Below are 21335 nucleotides of genomic sequence, written 5' to 3' on the forward strand. Positions count from 1 at the left end.
ACGGCGACCGATGAAAGGGCCGCGCTAAATGCGCGCCCTTCCGGTGACCGCCACACCCAGCGCCGCGAGCGCGGTGGCGACGATCGCCGGCGCGTCCAGCCCCGCCTGAGCGTATTGCCGCGCCGGTGCGGCGTGGTCGATGAAGCGGTCGGGCAGAACCATCGGGCGCACCCGCAAGCCGCGGTCCAGCGCGCCGGAGGTGGCGAGATGGTGGAGCACCTGCGACGAGAATCCGCCGATCGACCCCTCCTCGATGGTGATCAGCACCTCGTGGTCGCGCGCCAACCGGTCGACGAGCGCGGTGTCCAGCGGTTTGGCGAAGCGCGCGTCCGCCACCGTGGTCGACAAGCCCTTGGCGCCGAGATCGTCGGCCGCCTTCACGCATTCCGCGAGGCGGGTACCGAAGCTCAGCAGCGCCACGCGCGTGCCTTCGCGCACGACGCGACCCTTGCCGATCTCCAGCGGCGCGCCACGGGCCGGCAGCTCGATGCCGACGCCATCGCCGCGCGGATAACGCACCGCCGACGGCCGGTCGTCGATCGCCGCGCAGGTCGCGACCATGTGGGTCAGCTCGAGCTCGTCGGCCGCCGCCATGACCACGAAATCCGGCAGACAGCAGAGATAGGCGACGTCGAAGCTACCGGCATGGGTGGCGCCGTCGGCGCCCACGAGGCCGGCGCGGTCGATAGCGAAGCGCACCGGCAGCTTCTGAACCGCGACGTCGTGCACCACCTGGTCGTAGGCGCGCTGGAGGAACGTCGAGTAGATCGTGGCGAACGGCTTGTAGCCCTCGCAGGCCAGCCCGGCCGCGAAGGTCACGGCGTGCTGCTCGGCGATGCCGACATCGAAGCAGCGGTCGGGGAAACGCTTGGCGAACTGGTCCAGTCCGGTGCCGCCCGGCATCGCCGCGGTGATGGCGACGATACGGCGGTCGGCCTCGGCCTCAGCGATCAGCGCGCGCGCGAAGACGTTGGTGTAGCTGGGCGCGTTGCTCGCGGGCTTGGCCTGCTTGCCGGACACGACGTCGAATTTGGCGACACCGTGGTACTTGTCGGCGCTGGCCTCGGCGGGCGGATAGCCCTTGCCCTTCCGGGTCACGACGTGGATCAGCAACGGCCGCTCGACCCGCGCGTCGCGGGCGTTGCGCAGCACCGGCAGAAGCTGGTCGAGGTCGTGCCCGTCGACAGGACCGACGTAGTGGAAGCCGAGCGTGTCGAAGATCGTGGCGCCGTGCACCAGCTCCTTGGCCATGTTCTCGGCGTGGCGCGCGGCGTCGGCGAAAGGTCCGGGCAACCGCTCGGCCAGCGCCTTGCCAAGCTCGCGCAGGCCGAGGAAGCGCCGCGACGTCAGCAACCGCGACAGATGGCCCGACAACGCGCCGGTCGGCGGAGCGATCGACATGTCGTTGTCGTTGAGGACGACGATCAGGCGGCTGCGCTGGTGGCCGGCGTTGTTCAGCGCCTCGTAGGCCATGCCGGCGCTCATCGCGCCGTCGCCGATCACCGCGACGACGTTGCGCTGTCCGCCATCGAGGTCGCGCGCCACGGCCATGCCCAGCGCGGCCGAGATCGAGGTCGAGGAATGCGCCGCGCCGAACGGGTCGTACTCGCTCTCCGCGCGCCGCGTGAAGCCGGACAGGCCGCCCTCCTGCCGCAGCGTGCGGATGCGCTCGCGGCGGCCGGTCAGGATCTTGTGCGGATAGGCCTGGTGGCCGACGTCCCACAGGATGCGGTCGCGCGGCGTGTCGAACACGTGGTGCAGCGCGACGGTCAGCTCGACGACGCCCAATCCAGCGCCGAGGTGGCCGCCGGTCTCCGACACGGCGGAGATCGTCTCCTGCCGCAGTTCGTCGGCGAGCTGCCGCAGCTTGTTCTCGGGCAGCCGCCGCAGATCGGCCGGCACCTCGACGGTGTCGAGCAGCGGGGTGGCGGGACGGGCGGTTTCGGCGGTCACGACGGGCTGTCCGGTCAATTCTGGCGGTCGACGACGTAGCGCGCCGCCTGTTTGAGGAGGTCGGCCCTGGCGCCGAACATGTCAAGGTGACGCCCGGCCTGGTCCGCCAGCAGCGACGCGTGGCCGCGGGCGTTTTCGAGGCCGAGCAGCGACACGAACGTCGCCTTCCCGGCGGCGGCGTCCTTGCCGGGCGTCTTGCCGAGGACCTCGGCCGTCGCCTCGACATCGAGCAGGTCGTCGGCGATCTGGAACGCCAGGCCGAGATCGTGGGCGTAGGCATGCAGCGCGTGGCGGGCGCCGTCCGACGCCTTGCCGAGGATCGCGCCGGCGACGCAGGCGAATTCGATCAACGCGCCGGTCTTGAGCCGCTGCAGCCGCGTGATCTCGCCGATCGCGAGATCGACGCGGCCCTCGGTCGCCATGTCGATCGCCGGCCGCCGACCATGCCGTGCGGGCCGATCGCCCGCGCCAACGCCAACGCGAGATGCGCGCGCACCGCCGGGTCGGCGTGGGTGTCGTCGTGCGACACGACCTCGAACGCCAGCGCCTGGAGGGCGTCCCCGGCGAGGATCGCGGTCGCCTCGTCGAACTTCCTGTGGCAGCTCGGCCGGCCGCGCCTGAAATCGTCGTCGTCCATCGCCGGCAGATCGTCGTGGATCAGCGAATAGGCGTGCGTGAACTCGATGGCGGCGGCGACCCGTCGCGCGGCGTCGGACGCCACGCCGAATAGGGTGGCGCCGGCCAGCGCGAAGAACGCGCGCAGCCGCTTACCGCCGCCGAGGCTGGAGTAGCGCATGGCCTCGAACAACCGCGCCTCGGGCCCCTCGCCCTTGGGCAGCAGATGGTCCATCGCCCGCTCCGTCTCGCGCGCCGCGATGTCGAGCGCCGAGCGGAAATCGGTCTGGTCACTCAGCGGCATCGGACCAGCCACGCGGCGCGCGTCCGGCCGGTCGGCGGAAAGAGCGGGACACCGGAGACGACGGAACCGGACGCGAGGCGACATCGGCGCAGGATGACGCGCCGCCGACGCGGCCGTATGGCGGCGATGTGCCGGACCGGCGGATGATTCGTGCGTTTTCCACGCAGGACACTGGAAAGGTCGCCGGCACGGCGGCGATCCACCGCCACGGATCAACCGAGGCCGGCGGGCTCGGTCGAGACGGCGCCGCCGGGGGCCAGCACGATCTTCTCGACCTTCGCCTTGGCCTCGGCGAGCTTGGCCTCGCAATGCGCCCGCAGGGCGGCACCCCGGCTGTAGGCCGAGATCGCGTCGTCCAGCTTCACCTTGCCGCCCTCGAGCTTGCCCACGATCTCCTCGAGCTCGCGCAGCGCGTCCTCGAACGACATCTTCGCGATATCAGCCGCGACGGCGTCCTTTCCGGCCATGGCCGACTCCTCCGACAAACGCGCCCGTCAAGCCCCCGGCGTCACCGGGGGGCGGGAATCCTTGGTGTCCGTATCACGCGGCCAGCAAGGCCGCCACATGGGCGGCGCTCGACCGCGCCAGCGCGCCGAGGTCGTAGCCGCCCTCCAGCGCCGAGACGAGGCGGCCCTTGGCGCAACCGGCGGCGATCGACAGGAGCTCCTCCGTGACCCAGCCGTAGTCGGCCTCGCCCAGCCGCATCTCGGCCAGCGGATCGTCGATGTGGGCGTCGAACCCGGCCGAGACGATGACGAGCTCCGGCCGGAAGGCGCGCAGCGCCGGCAGCACGTCGTGCGCCATGACGGCGCGGAACTCCTCCGAGCCCGACCGCGGCGGCAACGGCGCGTTGACGATGTTGGGATGGCGCCGGTCGTTGTGATTGCCGGTACCGGGATAGAGCGGCGATTGATGCGTCGAGGCGTAGAACAGGTCCGGATCGCTCCGCGCCTGCGTCTCCGTGCCGTTGCCGTGGTGGACGTCGAAATCGACCACGGCGATCCGACGCAGTCCGTGGTGCCGCCGCGCGTGGTACGCGCCGACCACGACGTTGTTGAAGAGGCAGAACCCCATCGCCTGCCCCGGCTCGGCGTGGTGGCCCGGCGGGCGCACGGCGCAGAAGGCGTTGTCGGCCTCGCCGCCGACGATGGCGTCGACCGCCGCCACGACGGCGCCGGCCGCGCGCAGCGCCGCCTCCCGGCTCCCGGGCGAGGCCACGGTGTCGCCATCCAGCATGATCCGGCCCTCGGCCGGAATCGCCGCCAGCACGGCCTCGATCTGGGATCGGGGGTGCGCCAGCGCCAGTTGCTCGATCGTCGCCTCCGGCGCCTCGCGCCGCCCCAGGCCGGCGAATTCCGGGCCGGACAGCCCCTTGAGCACCGCCGCCAACCGGGCCGGCCGCTCGGGATGGCCCGGTCCGGTGTCGTGCGCCAGGCAGGCGGGATGCGTGAACAGCAGCGTCGTCATGGGGCGGCGGGACCGTCGGGTTGGGCGTTTCCGGGCCCGGTCTGCGCTCCGGGTCGACCGACCGGACATAGCCACCGCGCGGCGCCGCTGCAAGGTACGTGACCGTGTCGAAGATGCGATCCGCTGGCCGGCCGGCGAGCGCGATGACAAGCTTGATGATGGCCGCCGACGCGGCGCGAGGGACGAGCGGAATGACCGAAGCGTTGGACTACGACACCGCCCCGATCGGGGAGACGATGGGGCCGTTCGCCTACGTCGTTCCCGTCGATTTCAACCGCCGGCGGCTGCCGCCGCTGAGCGTCGCCGATGCGTCGAGCCTACGCGACGCGGACGGACGCGAGATCGCCGAGCCGAGCCTGCTGTGCGGCCAGCACACGTGGGTCGGGCGGCAGCGCTACCACTGGGCCGGCAGCGTCCACGCCAAGTGCGAGGCGGAGTTCCTGGAGCCCGTCCATGTCGGGTCGCGCATCGAGGTGTCGCTGCGCATCGCCGGCAAGTACGAGCGCGCGGCGGCAGGTACGTCGTCTTCGAGCTGGAGACCCGGAACGAGGGCGGCGCGCTCGCGGCGCGCGTGCGCAACACCATGCTGCTGAACCGGGCGGAGGCGGTCGCCGCGCGCGCCGCCGCGGGGCGGACCGGCGGACGCGGGCCGGACACGGCGACGGCGCCGCCCGGCGTGTCGGTGGCCTTGACGCCCAAGCGCCTGGAGCGCGACGAGCTTATCGCCTTCTTCCAGGCCGAGGAGGCGGTCTACGGCCCGCACGCGAGCTTCCACAACGACCGGGACTTCGCGATGCGCTCGGGCCTGCCGGACATCATCGCGCCCGGCCGCTACGTGATCGGGCTGGTCAACGGCATGATGTTCCGGCTCCACGGCGCCGCGTGGCTGCGCGGCGCGCTATTCCGTGTCGATCCTCAACAACATCCTTCCGGGCCTGGATGCGACCGTCCGCATGGACCTGCTCGACACAGGCGCCTGCGCCTCGCGGACATTCGCGATCTCGTGCGGCGATGCGCTCTCGGGCAAGGCGCTGGTGTCGGGAACGCTGACGCTCGCCGGGGCGACGTCCGGCGCGTCGTGACGCGCGACGGTTCGTGGTATCCGTGCGACCGGCGACAAGGCAGGAGGAGACCACGATGAGCATCGATTTCGAGATTCCCGCTGAAGCGAAGGCCATCCGCGAGCGCGTGCGCCAATGGGTCCACGACGAGTGCATCCCCGCAGAGGCGCGTCTGCTCAAAGGCGAGGACTACAAGACCGTGCTGGCGGAGCTGCGCACGAAAGCGCGGGCGCAGGGGCTGTGGTGCCCCTTCATCCCCAAGGAGCACGGCGGCATGGGGCTCGGCCCGCTGGCCAACGCCCTGGTGCAGATGGAGTTGGGCGAGAGCCATCTCGGCGCGTTGTCGATGAACACGCAGGGACCCGACGACGCGACCATGCTGACCCTGCTCGAGCACGGCACGCCGCACCAGAAGGAGAAGTTCCTCAAGCCGCTGCTCAACGGCGACAAGCGCATCTGCTACTCGATGACCGAGAAAGCCGCCGGCGCCGACGCCACCGGCATGCGCACGCGCGCCGACAAGGTCGGCAACGAGAAGTACCTGCTGAACGGCGAGAAATGGTTCTCGTCCGCGGCCACCGCCGCCGACATCGCGGTGATCATGGCGCGGACCGATCCGGACGCGCCCCGGCACAGGCAGTTCTCGACCTTCATCGTCGAGCTGCCGAACCCCGGCTACCGCATCAAGCGCAACATCCCGACAATGGCGTCGGAGGGGCCGCTGAGCCACATCATGGGCGGCGGCCACGCCGAGATCGAAATCAAGGATCTCGAGGTGCCGGCCGAGAACCTGCTGGGCGGCGAGGGCAACGGCTTCGGTATGGGCCAGCACCGGCTGGCCTACGGCCGCCTGCGCCACGGCATGCACAACATCGCGATGGCCCAGCGCGCGCTCGACATGGCGACCAAGCACGTCACCAGCCGCAGCACCTTCGGCAAGCCGCTCGACGAGCGCCAGGCCGTGCAGTTCATGCTCGCGGAATGCGCCAGCGAGCTTTACATCGCGCGCCTGATGCTGCTGCACATCGCCTACAAGGCCGAGCACAAGATGGACCTGCGGCAGGAGAACGGGATCGCCAAGGTCTATCTGGCGCACATGGTCCACAAGGTCGTCGACACCGCGATCCAGCTGCACGGCGCGCTCGGCTACTCGCACGACACGCCGCTGGCCGCCTGGTACACGCGCATCCGCTCGCAGCGCCTGGTCGACGGCCCGGACGAGGTGCATCGCTGGACCACCGGCCGCAACGTGATCAAGGCGTTCAAGGCGACCGGCACGACGGCGGGCGCCTGCGGCGGCGATCTGCTGTAGCGGCGACGGCCCGGGCGGCGCGCTGGCGCCGCCCGACGGCCGTTTCATAGCGGCCTTGATTTCGACGGGGGCGAGCGACCGTTTTTGTGCTATCTTGTCTGCATTGTCGGAAATTGATTTTCGAGCCAGCCATGCTTTCCAAGCGCGTTTTCGCGGCGGTTTTCGCCGCGGCCCTCCTGTCCATTTCTTCCGCGTCGCACGCCGCCGATCCCGGTGACGGCCCCGCCGCTTTGACCGCTGAGACCCGTCCGGTCGCGGCCGCGCCGGGGCCTCCACCAGCGCGGGACTTCCGGCGCGTGCGGGCCGGCCGTGGCGAGACCTGTTCGCAATACGTCCGCTGGTGCGTCGACTGGTGCACGGCGAACATGACGGGATCGCCCGGCTGCCTCTCGGGTTGCAAGACGCGTGGCGACACCTGCCAGACCACGCGCGAATGGGTCGTCGAAAACGAGGCGAAGATCGTCACCCATCTGCCGCTGCGTTGATCCACCGCCGCGGCGCGGCCACTGGAAACTGGACCAATTCCAAGTCGCGGCGCCGCGTCGCGCGATCCGCGCATGGCATGAATGCGGCAGAAATGGCGCTTGGCGCCGGGCCGCCAGGACGACGCACGTCAGCGATCGACCGATCCCAAAGCGACTCAAGGCGTTAGCGGTCACCAGACGGTGCCTGACAGGGATGTCGGGGTGGCGGCGCCTATATTCCGATATGCGAAAATTCATTCCGGGCGCTTGAGAGGACGCTCGACGCGTGGCATGCCATCGCCCAACGAAACGGTATTCCGGAGGAACGAGGAAATATGCCCGCGACCACGTCGGCCCGCCACCGCATCGAGACCCCGACCGCCACGCCGGTCGCCCGCCCCGCCGTCGCGCGTCCCGTCACCGTCGCGACGCCGGCGCGGCCCCCCGCGAAACCGCCCGCGCCGGTCGCGCACACGCCAGCGGTCGAGGAGGACGGCAGCAAGGACCGGCAGTTCGTCACCGCGCTCGCCCGCGGGCTGGACATCCTGCGCGCCTTCCACGCCGGCGACGGGATGCTGGGCAACCAGGAGATCGCCGCACGCGCCGGCCTCCCGAAGCCGACGGTCGCGCGGCTGACGCATACGCTGACCGAGCTGGGCTACCTCAGCTACGCGCGGCGCTTCCGCAAATACGAGCTCGGACCGTCGGTCCTGGCGCTGGGCTACGCCGCCCTCTCCAACATGGACGTCCGCCACGTCGCCCGCGCGCCGATGCAGGCGCTGGCCCAACAGATCAACGCCTCGGTCTCGCTCGGCGGCCGCGACCGCCATTCGATGATCTGGCTGGAATGCCACCGCGGGCCGTCCGCCGTCGGCATCACCTACGACGTCGGCTCGCGCGTGCCGATCGCCAGCACGGCGATGGGCCGCGCCTATGTCGCGGCGCTGCCGGAGCCCGAGAAGTCGCGCCTCCTGGATTCGCTGCGCCGCCGCGGCCGCGACGACTGGGGGAAGATCAAGGCCGGCATCGAGCAGGCCGAGCGCGAGATCGCCGAGCGCGGGTTCTGCCTGTCATGGGGCGAGTGGCTCCCCGAGATCGCCGGCGTCGGGGCGCCGCTGCGCAGTCCGGACGGCGAGACCTTCTTCGCGTTCAACGCCTCGGCGCCGATCTACCAGGTGTCGCGCGAGCGGCTCGAGCAGGACTGGGGCCCGCGTCTGGTGCGCATGGCGCGCGAGGTGCGCAACGGGCTCGCCGGCCGCGCCGCCACCCCGCCGCTGTCGCGCGCGCGCGGCTGACGGCGCGCCCGCGAACCAGGTCCCGCGCCCATGCCGATCCAACGCCCGGCCGACGCCGAGCCGGTCGAGTACCGCTTCGTCGGGTTCAACGCCTATATCGGCCACCGCGTCGTCGCCTGGCGGCCGGGGTTCGTCGAGGTCGAGTTGAAGGTGCGGCCGGAGCTGTGCAACGCCGGCGGCATCCTGCATGGCGGCGTGCTGATGACACTGCTGGATTCGGCGTCGGGCGTCGCCTCGACGTTCGACGAGCGCACCGGCAAGCGGCACTGGACCGTGACCATGAGCTTCACGACCCAGTTCCTGAAATCGGCCAGGGACGGCGACACGCTCACCATCCTCGGCCTGCGCCGCGAGGGCGGCGGCCGCAGCACCTTCACCACGGAGGCCGAGATCCGCGACCAGCACGGCGACCTGGTCGCCTGCGGCACGGGCACGTTCCGCCAGACCAGCCGCGAACGCGACGACGGCAGCCTGAGGCGTTTGAAGCAGGCGGCGGAGTAGCGGCGGCCTTGTCGACCGGTGGACGGGCGCCTACGGTCGCGGCGCACGGGAGACCGACATGCCGCACGACACGTTCGACGCCCTGAGGGAATTCGAGGCCGACCTCGTCGCCATCCGGCGCGACATCCACCAGCACCCCGAGACCGCGTTCGAGGAGGTGCGGACCGCCGACATCGTCGCCGCCAAGCTGACCGAATGGGGCATCGCGGTCCACCGCGGCCTGGCCGTCACCGGCGTGGTCGGCACGCTGCGCGGCCGGCGCGCGGGACAGAAATCGATCGGCCTTCGGGCCGACATGGACGCGCTGCACCTGCACGAGAGGAACGACTTCGCGCACCGCTCCGTCAACGACGGCAAGATGCACGCCTGCGGCCATGACGGCCACACCACGATGCTGCTGGGCGCCGCGCGGCGTCTGGCGGCCGACCCCGATTTCGCCGGCACCGTGCATTTCATCTTCCAGCCGGCCGAGGAGGGCCTGGGCGGCGCCCGGGTGATGATCGAGGAAGGCCTGTTCGACCTGTTCCCGTGCGACGCGGTCTACGGCATGCACAACATGCCCGGCATCCCGGCCGGCAAGTTCGCCATCCGGCCGGGTCCGATGCTGGCCGCCAGCGACCGCTGGACCGCCGTGTTCAAGGGCACGGGCGGCCACGGCTCGGCGCCGGAGCGTGGCACCGATCCGACCATGCCGGCGGCGGCGTTCACGCTGGCGGTGCAGGGCATCGTCGGCCGCAACGTCTCGCCGTTCGACACCGCCGTGCTCAGCGTCGGCCACATCGCCGGCGGTTCGTTCAACGCGCCCAACGTGATCCCGTCGGAGGTCGTCGTGCGCGGCACGTCGCGCAGCTACCGCCCGGCGGTGCGCGACACGCTGGAGCGCCGGCTCGGCGAGGTGGCGCGGTCGACCGCCGGGAGCTGGGGCTGCGCCGTGGAGTACACCTACCAGCGCCGATACCCGCCCTTGGTCAACGCCGCCGAGCAGACCAAGGTCGCGATGGCGGCTGCGACCGCGACGGTCGGGGCCGAGAATGTCGATGGCGACACCCAGCCGCTGACCGGCGCGGAGGACTTCGCGTTCATGCTCCAGACCAAGCCGGGCGCCTACATCTTCATCGGCAACGGCGGCGACGAGGCCGGCGGCTGCCACTACGTGCATACGCCGCTCTACGACTTCAACGACTCCATCCTCGTCACCGGCGCGGCCTACTGGCTCAACGTCGTGCGGCAGGAACTGGGCGACGCCGCGCCGTAGGCGCCACCCGCCCCCGCGGGCGATCGACGCGGCGCAGGCGCGTTGTCCGTCCGTGTCGTGGTTGCTAATGTCGCCGCCGCCAACGAACACCGCACACGGGGAAACGCCATGCTCGGCCTCATGCAGGACCGTCCGCTGCTGATCTCGCAGATCATCGACTTCGCCGCCAACTACTACACCGACGTCGAGATCGTCACGCGCACGGTCGAAGGCCCGATCCACCGCTACGGCTATGGCGACGCCCACAGGCGCTCCAAGAAGCTGGCGGAGGCGCTGCAGGGGCTGGGCGTCAAGCTGGGCGACCGGGTCGCCACCATCGCCTGGAACACCTACCGCCACTTCGAATGCTACTTCGGCATCTCCGGCATCGGCGCGGTGCTGCACACGATAAATCCGCGTCTGGCGCCGGACCACGTCGCCTACATCGCCAACCACGCCGAGGACCAGATCATCCTCGTCGACCTCAATCTGCTGCCGATCGTCGAGGGCGTGATCGACCGCCTCGAGACGGTGCGGCACGTCGTGGTCATGACCGACCGGGCGCACATGCCGGCGTCGTCCAAGATCGCCAACCTGCTGTGCTACGAGGAGCTGATCGCCGACCGGCCGGGCACCCTGAGCTGGCCGGACTTCGACGAGCGGACGGCTTCGTCGCTTTGCTACACGTCGGGCACGACGGGCAATCCCAAGGGTGTGCTGTATTCGCACCGGTCGACGCTGATCCACACGATGATGTCGTCCAATGGCTCGGTGATCCCCATGGACCCCGACACCACGGTGCTGCCGGTGGTGCCGATGTTCCACGCCAACGCCTGGGGCCTCGTCTACGCCGCGCCGATCGCCGGCGCCAAGCTGGTGCTCCCCGGCGCCAAGCTCGACGGCGCCAGCGTCTACGAGCTGCTCGCCCAGGAACAGGTCACGCTCAGCGCCGGCGTCCCGACGGTGTGGCTCGCGCTGCTCGACCACTGCGCCCAGAACAAGCTCAGGATGTCGTCGGTCAAGCGCACCCTCATCGGCGGTTCGGCCGTGCCGATCTCGATGATCTCGCGCTTCTGGAAGGAGCATGGCGTCGAGGTCGTGCAGGGCTGGGGCATGACCGAGATGAGCCCGCTGGGCACCACGACTCGGTTCAACCGCGGCGAGCGCCAGCTGCCCGACGAGGAGCGTTTCGCCATCACCGCCAAGCAGGGACGTCCGGTGTTCGGCTGCGAGATGAAAATCGTCGACGACGCCGGCAACGACCTGCCGCAGGACGGCAGCGTCTCCGGCAACATGGTGGTGCGCGGTCCGTGGATCGTGAAAGGCTACATGAAGGGCGACGGCAAGAGCCAGTTCGGCAAGGACGACTGGTTCGCCACCGGCGACGTCTGCAAGATCGAGACGGACGGTTCGGTCGTCATCACCGATCGATCCAAGGACGTCATAAAATCCGGCGGCGAGTGGATCTCCTCGATCGATCTCGAGAACGCCGCCATGGGGTGCCCAGGCGTCGCCGAAGCGGCGGTGATCGGCGTCGCGCATCCGAAATGGGACGAGCGCCCGCTGCTGATCGTGCATCCGCGCCCGGATGCCGCGGTCACCAAGGAGCAGGTCCTCGACTTCCTCAAGGACAAGGTCGCGAAGTGGTGGCTGCCCGACGACGTCCAGTTCGTCGACGCGATCCCGCTCGGCGCGACCGGCAAGATCCTGAAGACCAAGCTGCGCGAGCAGTTCAAGGACTACAAGCTGCCGACGGCGTAGGCCGGCGAAGTTCGTTCGTACCGCGGCACGACCCGCGCCCGCGCGGTCGCGCCGCTCGCGGCGGCATGCTAAGCCCGAGCCGAAACGCGCCCATGCTTCCGCGGCGCGGAATAGACCCGCCCGGAGGAACCGCCCGCATGTCAGAGCCCGCCATCATCCGTTCGACCGACGGCGAGATCGGTATCCTCACCGTCAACAATCCGCCGGTGAACGCGCTCAGCGCCGCCGTGCGCACCGGTCTGGACGAGGGCGTCAAGGCGTTCGGCGCCGATCCGGCGATCAAGGCGATCGTGCTGATCGGCGGCGGCCGCACCTTCATCGCCGGCGCCGACATCCGCGAGTTCGGCAAGCCGCGCGGCGGCACCGACCTCAACGAGGTCATCCGCATCATGGAGAGCAGCCCGAAGCTGATCGTGGCGGCGCTGCACGGCACGCCGCTGGGCGGCGGACTGGAGACGGCGCTGGGCGCGCACTACCGCATTTCCCTGCCCTCCACCCGCGTCGGCCTGCCCGAGGTGCATCTCGGCATCCTGCCCGGGGCCGGCGGGACGCAGCGGCTGCCCCGCCTGACCGGCGCCGCCTACGCGCTCGACGCCATGGTGTCGGGCCGCCACATCCCGGCCAAGGAGGCCGCGTCGAAGGGGATCATCGACCGTGTCGTCGAGGGTGACCTGCTGCAGGGCGCCATCGCCTACGCGCGCGAGCTGGTGGCTCAGGGCGCGCCGCTGCGCCGGGTGCGCGACCTGTCGGTCAAGGTCGAGAGCGCGACCACCTTCGCCGATTTCGAGAAGTCGATCGCGCGCAAGTCGCGCGGCTTCAAGGCGCCGTGGAACATCATCAAGTGCGTCCAGGCGGCCGCCGAGCTGCCGTTCGACCAGGGTCTGGCGCGAGAGCGCGAGCTGTTCCAGGAGTTGCTGACATCGAGCGAGTCGGCAGCGCAGCGCTTCTACTTCTTCGCCGAGCGTGAGGCGGCGAAGGTCAAGGACGTGCCCGCCGACACGCCGCAGCGCGAGATCAAGTCCGGCGGCATCATCGGCGCCGGCACGATGGGCGGCGGCATCGCCATGAACTTCGCCAACGCAGGAGTCCCGGTCGCCGTGCTGGAGACCTCGCAGGAGGCGCTCGACCGCGGTTTGAAGACCATCCGCACCAACTACGAGAACACCGCCAAGCGCGGCGGCCTCACGATGGAGCAGGTCGAGCAGCGCATGGCGCTGATCAAGCCGACGCTGTCCTACGACGACCTCAAGGACGCCGACGTCATCATCGAGGCGGTGTTCGAGACGATGGAGGTCAAGGAGGCCGTCTTCAAGAAGCTCGACGAGGTCGCCAAGCCGGGCGCCATCCTGGCCACGAACACCTCGGGCCTGAACGTCGACCAGATCGCGTCCTACACGAAGCGGCCGGGCGACGTGATCGGCATGCACTTCTTCTCGCCGGCCAACGTCATGAAGCTGCTGGAGAATGTCCGCGGCAAGGCGACGTCGAAGGACGTCATCGCCACGGTCATGTCGCTGTCGAAGAAGATCGGCAAGATCCCGACCTTGGTCGGCGTGTGCGAGGGCTTCGTCGGCAACCGCATGCTGCGCCAGCGCGGCATCCAGTCGGCCTACATGCTCGAGGAAGGCGCCCTGCCGCAGCAGATCGACAAGGTGATCTTCGATTTCGGCTTCCCGATGGGGCCGTTCCAGATGAGCGATCTGGCCGGCAACGACGTGGGCTGGCGCATCCGCCAGGGCAAGAAGGAGAAGGAGCAGCGCAACGTCCGCTACACCGGCTACGTCGCCGACGCGATCTGCGAGCTGGGCCGCTTCGGCCAGAAGACCGGCGCCGGCTACTACAAGTACAACCTGCCGGACCGCACGCCGATCCCCGACCCCGAGGTCGAGCGCATCATCGAGGAGACGTCGAAGAGGCTCGGCGTCAGCCGCCGCTCCTTCACCGACCAGGAGATCCTGGAGCGCACGCTCTATCCGATGGTCAACGAGGGCGCCAAGATCCTCCAGGAGGGCATGGCGCAGCGCGCGCTGGACATCGACGTCATCTGGGTCAACGGCTACGGCTGGCCGGTCTACCGTGGTGGCCCGATGTGGTGGGCCGACAATGTGGTCGGCCTCAAGACGATCCACGACGCGCTGCTGCGCTACAAGGAGATGTCCGGCGACCCGTTCTGGGAGCCGGCGCCGCTGCTCAAGAAGCTGGTCGCCGAGGGCGGGAAATTCGCCGACCTCTGATCCGTCCGGCGGACCGGCTGACGCCGGCCCCCGTCATGCTACAGTCGACCGTCACCGACAGGAGGAAACCATCATGGATGCCGTCATCGTCTCCACCGCCCGCACGCCGATCGGCAAGGCTTTCCGCGGCGCGTTCAACGACACCCACGGCGCCGACATGGGCGCGCACGTCATCAAGGCCGCGGCCGACCGCGCCAAGATCGAGCTGGGCGAGATCGAGGACGTGATCCTCGGCTGCGCCGCTCCGGAGGGCACCACCGGCAGCAACGTCGCCCGCGTCTCGGCGATGCGCGCCGGCGCGCCGGTCAGCGTCTCCGGCACGACCGTCAACCGCTTCTGCTCCTCGGGCCTGCAGACCATCTCGATGGCCGCGCAGCGGGTGATCGTCGACAAAGTGCCGATCATGGTCGCGGGCGGACTCGAATCGGTGTCGCTGGTGCAGGGTAACGGCAACAAGCACCGCCTTGTGAATCCCTGGGTGCAGGAGCACGTGCCCGGCATCTACCACGCGATGATCACCACCGCCGACACCGTGGCGGCGCGCTACAAGATCAGCCGCGAGGCCCAGGACGAGTACTCGCTGCAGAGCCAGCTGCGCACGGCGGCGGGCCAGCAGGCCGGCAAGTTCGACGACGAGATCGTGCCGATGGAAACCGAGATGCTGGTGACCGACAAGAACACCGGCGAGACCTCGAAGAAGAAGGTCAAGCTGGCCAAGGACGAGGGCAACCGTCCCGACACCAACCTCGAGGGCCTCGCCAAGCTGCAACCCGTCGCCGGCCCGGACAAGTGGATCACCGCCGGCAACGCCAGCCAGCTCTCGGACGGCGCCTCGGCCTGCGTCGTGATGAGCGACGCCGAGGCGGCCAAGCGCGGCCTGAAGCCGCTGGGCATCTACAAGGGCCTGGTCGTGGCCGGCTGCGAGCCCGACGAGATGGGCATCGGCCCGGTCTACGCCATTCCCAAGCTGCTGACCCGCTTCGGCCTGAAGATGGACGACATCGACCTGTGGGAGCTGAACGAGGCGTTCGCCGTGCAGGTGCTCTACTGCCGCGACAAGCTCGGCATCCCCAACGACAAGCTCAACGTCAACGGCGGCTCGATCTCGATCGGCCACCCCTTCGGCATGACCGGCGCGCGCTGCACCGGCCATATCCTCATCGAAGGCCGCCGCCGCAAGGCCAAGAACGTCGTCGTCACGATGTGCATCGGCGGCGGCATGGGCGCGGCCGGCCTGTTCGAGGTCGTGCACTGATCCACGCGCCGGGACACGGCACGGATGGAGGGGAGGCCAATGGCCTCCCTTCTTCGTTCTGGGAAGCACCCTCCTCGTCCGGTTCGCGGTCACATCCCGCGATTGCCGGCGACGCCACGGCACGCCAAACTCCGCGCCAAATGGAACTTGCCCGCGTCACCCGCGGGCCAGGTGGGGAAACGACGATGACGAGACGTCTCGCGGTAATTTGCGCCGTTTTCACCGCCCTGTGGAGCGCGGCGGCGGCGGCGCAGACCTATCCGACGAAGCCCGTCACCATGGTCGTCGCCTACGCCGCCGGCGGACCGACCGACACGATCGCGCGGCTGCTGGCGGAACGGATGGGAAGATCGCTCGGCCAGACGGTGATCGTCGAGAACGTCAGCGGCGCGGCCGGCACGATCGGCACCGCCAAGGCGGCGCGCGCCGCGCCGGACGGCTACACCATCGCCATCGGCCACTGGGGCACGCACGTCGTCAACGGCGCGCTCTACGCCAACCTCACCTACCATCCGTTCGACGACTTCGCGCCCATCGCGATGGTGACGACAGGTCCGCAGATGATCGTCTCGCACCCCTCGGTGCCGGCGAAGGATCTCAAGGAGCTGGTCGCCTGGGTCAAGGCGAACGGCGACAAGGTCACGGCGGCGACGTCGGGCATCGGCGCCGGCTCGCATGTCAGCGGCGTCTATTTCAACAACATGGTCGGCGGCAAGATCCAGTTCGTGCCCTACCGCGGCGCGGCGCCGGCGATGCAGGATCTGCTGTCCGGGCAGGTGCAGCTGATGTTCGACCAGGCCGCCAACTCGCTGCCGCAGGTGCGCGCCGGCAAGGTCCGAGCCTACGCGATCACGGCGAGGACGCGCTCTCCCGCGATGCCCGACATCCCCACGGTCGACGAGGCCGGCCTGCCCGGCTACCATGTCGCGGTGTGGCACGCGCTGTGGCTGCCGAAGGGCGCGCCGGACGCGGTCGTCGAGCGTCTCAACACCGCCGTGCGCGAGGCGCTGGACGATCCGCAGGTCGCCGCCAAGCTGGCGACGCTGGGGCAGGACCTGCCGACCGCCGAGCAACGGACGCCGGCGGGGCTGCGCGCCCACCACAAGGCCGAGATCGAGTTGTGGTGGCCGCTGATCAAGGCCGCCGGCATCAAGATCGAATAGCGCCGACCGCGCCTCCGCCGCCCGATATCGTCACTGGGAGACCCCGCATGCTTCGCCGCACCCTCGCCGCGCTCGGCGCCGCCGTCGTCGCCATCGCACCGCTCGCCGCCTTCGCGCAGGCCTATCCCACGAAGCAGATCTCGCTGGTGGTGCCGTTCTCGGCCGGCGGCCCTACCGACACGCTGGCCCGCATCATGGCGGAGCGCATGAGCCGGACGCTGGGCCAGACCGTGTTCGTCGAGAACGTGACCGGCGCGGCCGGCACGGTCGGCGTCGGGAAGGTCGCCCGCGCGGCGCCGGACGGCTACACCATCGCCATCGGCCACTGGAGCACGCACGTCGTCAACGGCGCGGTGTACCAGCTGAACTACCACGTGCTCGACGATTTCGAGCCGTTGGCGTTCATCGCGACCAACCCGCAGCTCGTCGCGGCCCGGACCGGTCTGCCGGCCAAGGACCTGAAGGAGCTCGCCGCCTACGCGAAGGCCAATCCCGACAAGGTCACCGCCGGCACCGCCGGCGTCGGCGCCGCCTCTCACGTCGCCGGCGTGTATTTCGAGCAGAAGACCGGATCGAAGTTGCGCTTCGTGCCCTACCGCGGCGCCGGCCCGGCGATGCAGGACCTGATCGCCGGCCAGATCGACGTCATCTTCGACCAGGCCGCCAACTCGATCCCGCAGCTCAAGGCCGGCAAGATCAAGGCCTTCGCCGTGACCGCCAAGACGCGGCTGGCGGCGATGCCTGACATCCCCACCGTCGACGAGGCCGGCGTCCCCGGCCTCTACATCGCGATCTGGCACGGGCTGTGGGCGCCCAAGGGCACGCCTAGGGACGTCACCGCGCGCCTGACCGCCGCCGCGATGGAGGCGTTGACCGATCCGCAGGTGCGGGAGCGCTTCACGGCGCTGGGCCAGGAGATCCCGCAGCCCGCGCAGCAGACGCCGGACGCGCTGCGCGCCCACCACAAAGCCGAGATCGAGCTGTGGTGGCCGCTGATCAAGGCCGCGGGCATCAAGATCGAGTGATCTCGGCGGCCCGCCCGGAGGCCGCCGCGTGGCCGAGCTGATCCTCCATAACTACGACTTCTCCAACTACGCTGAGAAGGCTCGCATCGCGCTTGGATACAAGGCGCTGACGTGGCGCTCCGTCGTCATTCCACCGATCGCGCCGAAGCCCGATCTCACGCCGCTGACCGGCGGCTACCGCCGCACGCCGGTGCTGCAGATCGGCGCCGACGTGTATTGCGACACCCGCCTCATCCTGCGCGAACTCGACCGCCGGCATCCCGATCCGCCGCTGTTCCCGCCGGAACTCGAAGGCGTCGCCAACGCGATCACCTACTGGGTCGAGAACCAGTTCTTCCGCCCGGTCGCGCTGCATGTCTCCGGCGTGAACGCCGACCTGATGCCGGAGGGCCTGTTCGTCGACCGCTCGCGCATGCGCGGCCTGCCCGACCCGGACCTCGCCACGGTGCGGCGGGCCGCCGCCCGCAACGCGCCGCTGGTGCGCGCGCAACTGCCGCTGATCGAGAACATGCTGGCCGACGGCCGGCGCTGGGTGTGCGGCGACAGGTTCACGTCGGCCGACATCGCCGTCTACCACACGCTGTGGTTCTTCGGCGCCCGCAGCGAGCGCGTGGTTCCCTTGCTGGCGCCATACGCGGCGTTGCGGGCGTGGATGGAGCGGGTGGCGGCGTTCGGCCACGGCCAGCCGTCCCCGATGACCGCTGCCGAGGCGCTGCGTGCGGCGGCCGATGCCGCGCCCGCGCCCGCCGGGCGATCGGCGCCCGACCCCGACGATCCGCCGGTCGGCGCCCGCGTGCGCATCCGCGCCGACGACTACGCCCGCGATCCCGTCGACGGCACGCTGGATTTCATCGACGACCGCGAGATCGCGATCCGCCGCGAGGATCCGGTGGTCGGTGAAATCGTCGTCCACTTCCCGCGGCTGGGCTACGATCTGCGCGCGGCCTGAGCGCCGCCAATCCGGAGGAGCGCGCCATGAGCTTGAAGGGCAAGACGCTGTTCATCACCGGCGCCAGCCGGGGGATCGGCCTGGCGATCGCGCTGCGCGCCGCGCGCGACGGCGCCAACATCGTGGTCGCCGCCAAGACGGCGGTCGCCGATCCCCGCCTGCCCGGTACGATCTTCACCGCCGCCGAGGAGATCGAGAAGGCCGGCGGGCGGGCGCTGCCGATCGCCGTCGACATCCGCGACGAGCAGGGCGTCGAGGCGGCCGTGGCGAAGGCCGTCGAGACGTTCGGGGGCCTCGACATCCTGGTCAACAACGCCAGCGCCATCCATCTCGGCGGCACCCTGGCGACACCGATGAAGCGCTACGACCTGATGCACCAGATCAACGCCAGGGGCGTGTTCCTGGTGTCGCAGAAGTGCATCCCGCATCTGCGCAAGGCCGCCAACCCGCACGTGCTCAATCTGTCGCCACCGCTGGATTTCGACATCCGGTGGTTCGCGCCGCACGCCGCCTACACCTTGGCCAAGTACGGCATGAGCGTGTTCGCCTGGGCGATGGCCGAGGAGTTCAAGGACGACGGAATCGCCTTCAACTGCCTGTGGCCGCGCACGACCATCGCCACGTCGGCGATCAAGAACCTGCTGGGCGGCGACGAGTTGATGCGACGCAGCCGGACGCCGGAGATCATGGCCGACGCGGCCCACTGGGTGCTGACCCGGCCGAGCCGGGAGTGCACCGGCCGGTTCTTCATCGACGACGAGGCGCTGGCGCAGGCCGGCGTCACCGACCTGTCACGCTACGCCGTGTCGCCGGGGGCCGAGCTGGCGCCCGATTTCTTCGTGCCCGCGCCGGGCGCGCGCACGGTCGTCGGGCGCGGTTGACGAGGGCGGCGCGCGGCGCAAACCAGCCCCGGCGTTTGCCCCATGGACAGCGCTCCGCCCCTCCGTACGGTGTTCCAAGTCCGGCCGCGATGCTCCGGACCGCCCTGCCCTCGAGAACGGTCCTGTCCCGCATGGCGACATTCATCCTGATACACGGCGCGAGCCATGGCGGCTGGTGCTGGGAGAAGGTGGTCCCGCTGCTCGAGGCGCGCGGCCACCGAGCGCTGGCGCCCGACCTTCCCGGCAGCGGCGCCGACCACGACACCCCGGCGGCGTCCGTCACGCTGGCGAAGTACGTGGATTTCGTGTCGAAGCTTCTCGACCGCGAGAGCGAGCCGGTGATCCTCGTGGGCCATAGTCTCGGCGGCCTCACGATCACGCACGCCGCCGAGGCGCGCCGGCGCAAGGTGCGCGCCCTGGTCTACCTCGCCGCCCAGCTTCCGGTGCCCGGCGAGTGCGTGCGCGACATCACGTCGAGAGAGCCCGAGTCACTGATCCGCCGCTCGTTCGAGCACAACCCCGACGGCGTCACCTATTCCTTCAAGCGCGCGAACGTGCCATCGCTGTTCTACAACGACTGCGACGCGCAGGACGTCTACCGCGCGTTGGAGCGGTTGCGGCCGCAGGCCACGGTGATCGTCACGACGCCGGCGTCCTACACGCAGGAGCGCTGGGGCGGCGTGCCGCGGTGGTACGTCGTGTGCCTGCGAAACAACGCCGTCACCCTGTCGATGCAGCGCGGCATGCTCGCCGCCACGCCGTGCGCGACCTTGACGCTCGACACCGGCCATTCGCCGTTCTTCTCCGATCCCGAGGCGCTGGTCGAGCACCTCGAGACGGTGGCGCGCGAGACCGAGCCCGCCCGGAGCGCCGTCAGCGCCCTTTGAACTTCGCCGTCCGCTTCTCGAGGAACGCGTCGAGACCCTCCTTGTGGTCCCCGGTCGCGGCGCAGGCCGCGAGGTACTCGGCCTCGCGGTGCGAGTGCTCGTCCCACGAGTTGTCGAGCGAACCCCGGATCAGGGCCTTGGCCTTGCCCAGCGCGAAGGTCGGCCCGTCGGCCAGGCGGCGCGCCAGCTTCGCCGTCTCCGCCGCGAGCTGCTCGCGCGGCACGATCCAGTTGAGGATGCCCAGTTCCTTGGCGGTCGCCGCCGTGAAGCGGTCGCCCAGCAGCGCGATCTCCAGCGCCTTGCGCTCGCCCACCACGCGCGGCAGGAAATAGGTCGCGCCGCCGTCGGCCGACAGGCCGATGTGGCGGTAGGCGAGGGTGAAGAAGGAATCGTCGCTGGCGATCGCCAGGTCGGCCGCCAGGATCAGGCTCAGGCCGAAGCCCGCCGCCGCGCCCTGGACAGAGACGAGAACCGGTTTGGGCATGCGGCGCAGCTGGTAGATCAGCTGGTGCGCCTTCACGACGCGCATCTCGAAGTTCGCGAGATGCTTCTCGCGCTCCTCCGTAAGCGAGCGGTGGAAGCCCTTGATGTCGCCGCCGGCCATGAAGTGCGTGCCGGCGCCCTGGATCAGCACGCACCGCACCGCCGGATCCTTCTCCAGACGCGCGGTGTGCTCGATCAGCAGCTCGGTCATCTGCGCCGACAGCGCGTTGAGCACCGCCGGCCGGTTCAGGGTCAGCGTGCCGATTCCGTCCTGGACGTCGACGAGCACATGCGGGGCTTCCATGGCGTTCTCCTCGTTCCTCGATGCCGCGTGGATGGCCCAGTCCAGCACGCCCGCCCCGGCGGAGCCAGCGCCGCGCCCGATGGCCGCCCGCGCCGCGGAATCCCGGCGGCGCGCGCTGGCGGCCGTTGACGGATGACCGGCGCGCCCGCTACCGTCGCGGCGCGCAGTCGAGGCTGGTCACCACGCG

The 21335-nt window shown here is 70.1% G+C and carries 19 protein-coding genes and 1 pseudogene; 15 read left to right on the top strand and 5 right to left on the bottom strand.

Annotated elements, in window-relative coordinates; genetic code table 11:
- Positions 1-24: 24 nt before the first annotated feature.
- The 4 genes and pseudogenes from dxs to IPK81_03200 form a co-directional block, all read right to left on the bottom strand.
- On the bottom strand, positions 25-1953 hold the full coding sequence (dxs, locus tag IPK81_03185) for a 1-deoxy-D-xylulose-5-phosphate synthase (GenBank protein QQS13272.1): 1929 nt from the start codon (positions 1951-1953) through the stop codon (positions 25-27).
- A gap of 14 nt (positions 1954-1967) precedes the next feature.
- Positions 1968-2872 (bottom strand): annotated as a pseudogene (locus IPK81_03190) (polyprenyl synthetase family protein).
- Between the two features lie 212 nt (positions 2873-3084).
- Positions 3085-3339, bottom strand: a complete 255-nt coding sequence (locus IPK81_03195; GenBank protein ID QQS13273.1) for an exodeoxyribonuclease VII small subunit — start codon at positions 3337-3339, stop codon at positions 3085-3087.
- Between the two features lie 73 nt (positions 3340-3412).
- Positions 3413-4339 carry a histone deacetylase family protein gene (locus IPK81_03200; protein QQS13274.1) on the bottom strand — a complete coding sequence of 309 codons (927 nt, stop codon included), beginning with the start codon at positions 4337-4339 and terminating at the stop codon, positions 3413-3415.
- A gap of 191 nt (positions 4340-4530) precedes the next feature.
- On the opposite strand from IPK81_03200, the gene IPK81_03205 reads away from it, so the two are divergent.
- From IPK81_03205 to IPK81_03275, 15 genes are all read left to right on the top strand, one after another.
- The gene (locus IPK81_03205; protein QQS13275.1) at positions 4531-4932 is read left to right on the top strand and encodes a hypothetical protein; all 402 of its coding nucleotides are present in this window, start codon (positions 4531-4533) and stop codon (positions 4930-4932) included.
- Complete coding sequence (locus IPK81_03210; GenBank protein QQS13276.1) at positions 4911-5480, top strand: hypothetical protein; 570 nt, start codon at positions 4911-4913, stop codon at positions 5478-5480. The genes IPK81_03205 and IPK81_03210 overlap by 22 nt, the downstream gene beginning before the upstream one ends.
- Positions 5477-6712, top strand: coding sequence for an acyl-CoA dehydrogenase family protein (locus IPK81_03215; protein ID QQS13277.1), 1236 nt, complete (start codon positions 5477-5479; stop codon positions 6710-6712). Before IPK81_03210 ends, IPK81_03215 begins: the two co-directional genes overlap by 4 nt.
- Positions 6713-6843: 131 nt before the next feature.
- Positions 6844-7197, top strand: a complete 354-nt coding sequence (locus tag IPK81_03220; protein ID QQS13278.1) for a hypothetical protein — start codon at positions 6844-6846, stop codon at positions 7195-7197.
- Positions 7198-7511: 314 nt separating this feature from the next.
- Positions 7512-8471, top strand: a complete 960-nt coding sequence (locus IPK81_03225) for an IclR family transcriptional regulator (GenBank protein ID QQS13279.1) — start codon at positions 7512-7514, stop codon at positions 8469-8471.
- A gap of 30 nt (positions 8472-8501) precedes the next feature.
- Positions 8502-8972, top strand: coding sequence for a PaaI family thioesterase (locus tag IPK81_03230; GenBank protein QQS13280.1), 471 nt, complete (start codon positions 8502-8504; stop codon positions 8970-8972).
- A gap of 58 nt (positions 8973-9030) precedes the next feature.
- Positions 9031-10227, top strand: coding sequence for an amidohydrolase (locus IPK81_03235; GenBank protein ID QQS13281.1), 1197 nt, complete (start codon positions 9031-9033; stop codon positions 10225-10227).
- 108 nt (positions 10228-10335) lie between these two features.
- On the top strand, positions 10336-11967 hold the full coding sequence (locus IPK81_03240) for a long-chain-fatty-acid--CoA ligase (protein ID QQS13282.1): 1632 nt from the start codon (positions 10336-10338) through the stop codon (positions 11965-11967).
- Between the two features lie 137 nt (positions 11968-12104).
- Positions 12105-14201, top strand: a complete 2097-nt coding sequence (locus tag IPK81_03245) for an enoyl-CoA hydratase/isomerase family protein (GenBank protein ID QQS13283.1) — start codon at positions 12105-12107, stop codon at positions 14199-14201.
- 70 nt (positions 14202-14271) lie between these two features.
- Positions 14272-15456, top strand: coding sequence for an acetyl-CoA C-acyltransferase (locus IPK81_03250; GenBank protein ID QQS14940.1), 1185 nt, complete (start codon positions 14272-14274; stop codon positions 15454-15456).
- Between the two features lie 185 nt (positions 15457-15641).
- The gene (locus tag IPK81_03255; protein QQS13284.1) at positions 15642-16619 is read left to right on the top strand and encodes a tripartite tricarboxylate transporter substrate binding protein BugD; all 978 of its coding nucleotides are present in this window, start codon (positions 15642-15644) and stop codon (positions 16617-16619) included.
- A 47-nt stretch (positions 16620-16666) separates the two neighbouring features.
- Complete coding sequence (locus IPK81_03260; protein QQS13285.1) at positions 16667-17644, top strand: tripartite tricarboxylate transporter substrate binding protein BugD; 978 nt, start codon at positions 16667-16669, stop codon at positions 17642-17644.
- 28 nt (positions 17645-17672) lie between these two features.
- Entirely contained in the window at positions 17673-18593 is a 921-nt protein-coding gene (locus IPK81_03265; GenBank protein QQS13286.1) for a glutathione S-transferase family protein, read from the top strand.
- Positions 18594-18619: 26 nt separating this feature from the next.
- Positions 18620-19474 (top strand): NAD(P)-dependent oxidoreductase, encoded by an 855-nt coding sequence (locus IPK81_03270; GenBank protein QQS13287.1) that lies wholly within the window; start codon positions 18620-18622, stop codon positions 19472-19474.
- A gap of 131 nt (positions 19475-19605) precedes the next feature.
- Positions 19606-20361, top strand: coding sequence for an alpha/beta fold hydrolase (locus IPK81_03275; protein ID QQS13288.1), 756 nt, complete (start codon positions 19606-19608; stop codon positions 20359-20361).
- Here IPK81_03275 and IPK81_03280 read toward each other — a convergent pair.
- A complete protein-coding gene (locus IPK81_03280) occupies positions 20348-21148 on the bottom strand; it encodes an enoyl-CoA hydratase (GenBank protein ID QQS13289.1) in 801 nt (266 codons plus the stop codon). The genes IPK81_03275 and IPK81_03280 overlap by 14 nt on opposite strands.
- Positions 21149-21335 lie beyond the last annotated feature (187 nt).

The organism is Rhodospirillales bacterium, from assembly GCA_016699855.1.
Lineage (GTDB): Bacteria > Pseudomonadota > Alphaproteobacteria > Reyranellales > Reyranellaceae.

Coding starts and splice junctions, on each gene's coding strand:
- IPK81_03195 (QQS13273.1), bottom strand. CDS start 3,339: ATGGCCGGAAAGGACGCCGTCGCGGCTGATATCGCGAAGATGTCGTTC.
- IPK81_03200 (QQS13274.1), bottom strand. CDS start 4,339: ATGACGACGCTGCTGTTCACGCATCCCGCCTGCCTGGCGCACGACACC.
- IPK81_03205 (QQS13275.1), top strand. CDS start 4,531: ATGACCGAAGCGTTGGACTACGACACCGCCCCGATCGGGGAGACGATG.
- IPK81_03215 (QQS13277.1), top strand. CDS start 5,477: ATGAGCATCGATTTCGAGATTCCCGCTGAAGCGAAGGCCATCCGCGAG.
- IPK81_03220 (QQS13278.1), top strand. CDS start 6,844: ATGCTTTCCAAGCGCGTTTTCGCGGCGGTTTTCGCCGCGGCCCTCCTG.
- IPK81_03225 (QQS13279.1), top strand. CDS start 7,512: ATGCCCGCGACCACGTCGGCCCGCCACCGCATCGAGACCCCGACCGCC.
- IPK81_03230 (QQS13280.1), top strand. CDS start 8,502: ATGCCGATCCAACGCCCGGCCGACGCCGAGCCGGTCGAGTACCGCTTC.
- IPK81_03235 (QQS13281.1), top strand. CDS start 9,031: ATGCCGCACGACACGTTCGACGCCCTGAGGGAATTCGAGGCCGACCTC.
- IPK81_03240 (QQS13282.1), top strand. CDS start 10,336: ATGCTCGGCCTCATGCAGGACCGTCCGCTGCTGATCTCGCAGATCATC.
- IPK81_03245 (QQS13283.1), top strand. CDS start 12,105: ATGTCAGAGCCCGCCATCATCCGTTCGACCGACGGCGAGATCGGTATC.
- IPK81_03255 (QQS13284.1), top strand. CDS start 15,642: ATGACGAGACGTCTCGCGGTAATTTGCGCCGTTTTCACCGCCCTGTGG.
- IPK81_03260 (QQS13285.1), top strand. CDS start 16,667: ATGCTTCGCCGCACCCTCGCCGCGCTCGGCGCCGCCGTCGTCGCCATC.
- IPK81_03270 (QQS13287.1), top strand. CDS start 18,620: ATGAGCTTGAAGGGCAAGACGCTGTTCATCACCGGCGCCAGCCGGGGG.
- IPK81_03275 (QQS13288.1), top strand. CDS start 19,606: ATGGCGACATTCATCCTGATACACGGCGCGAGCCATGGCGGCTGGTGC.
- IPK81_03280 (QQS13289.1), bottom strand. CDS start 21,148: ATGGAAGCCCCGCATGTGCTCGTCGACGTCCAGGACGGAATCGGCACG.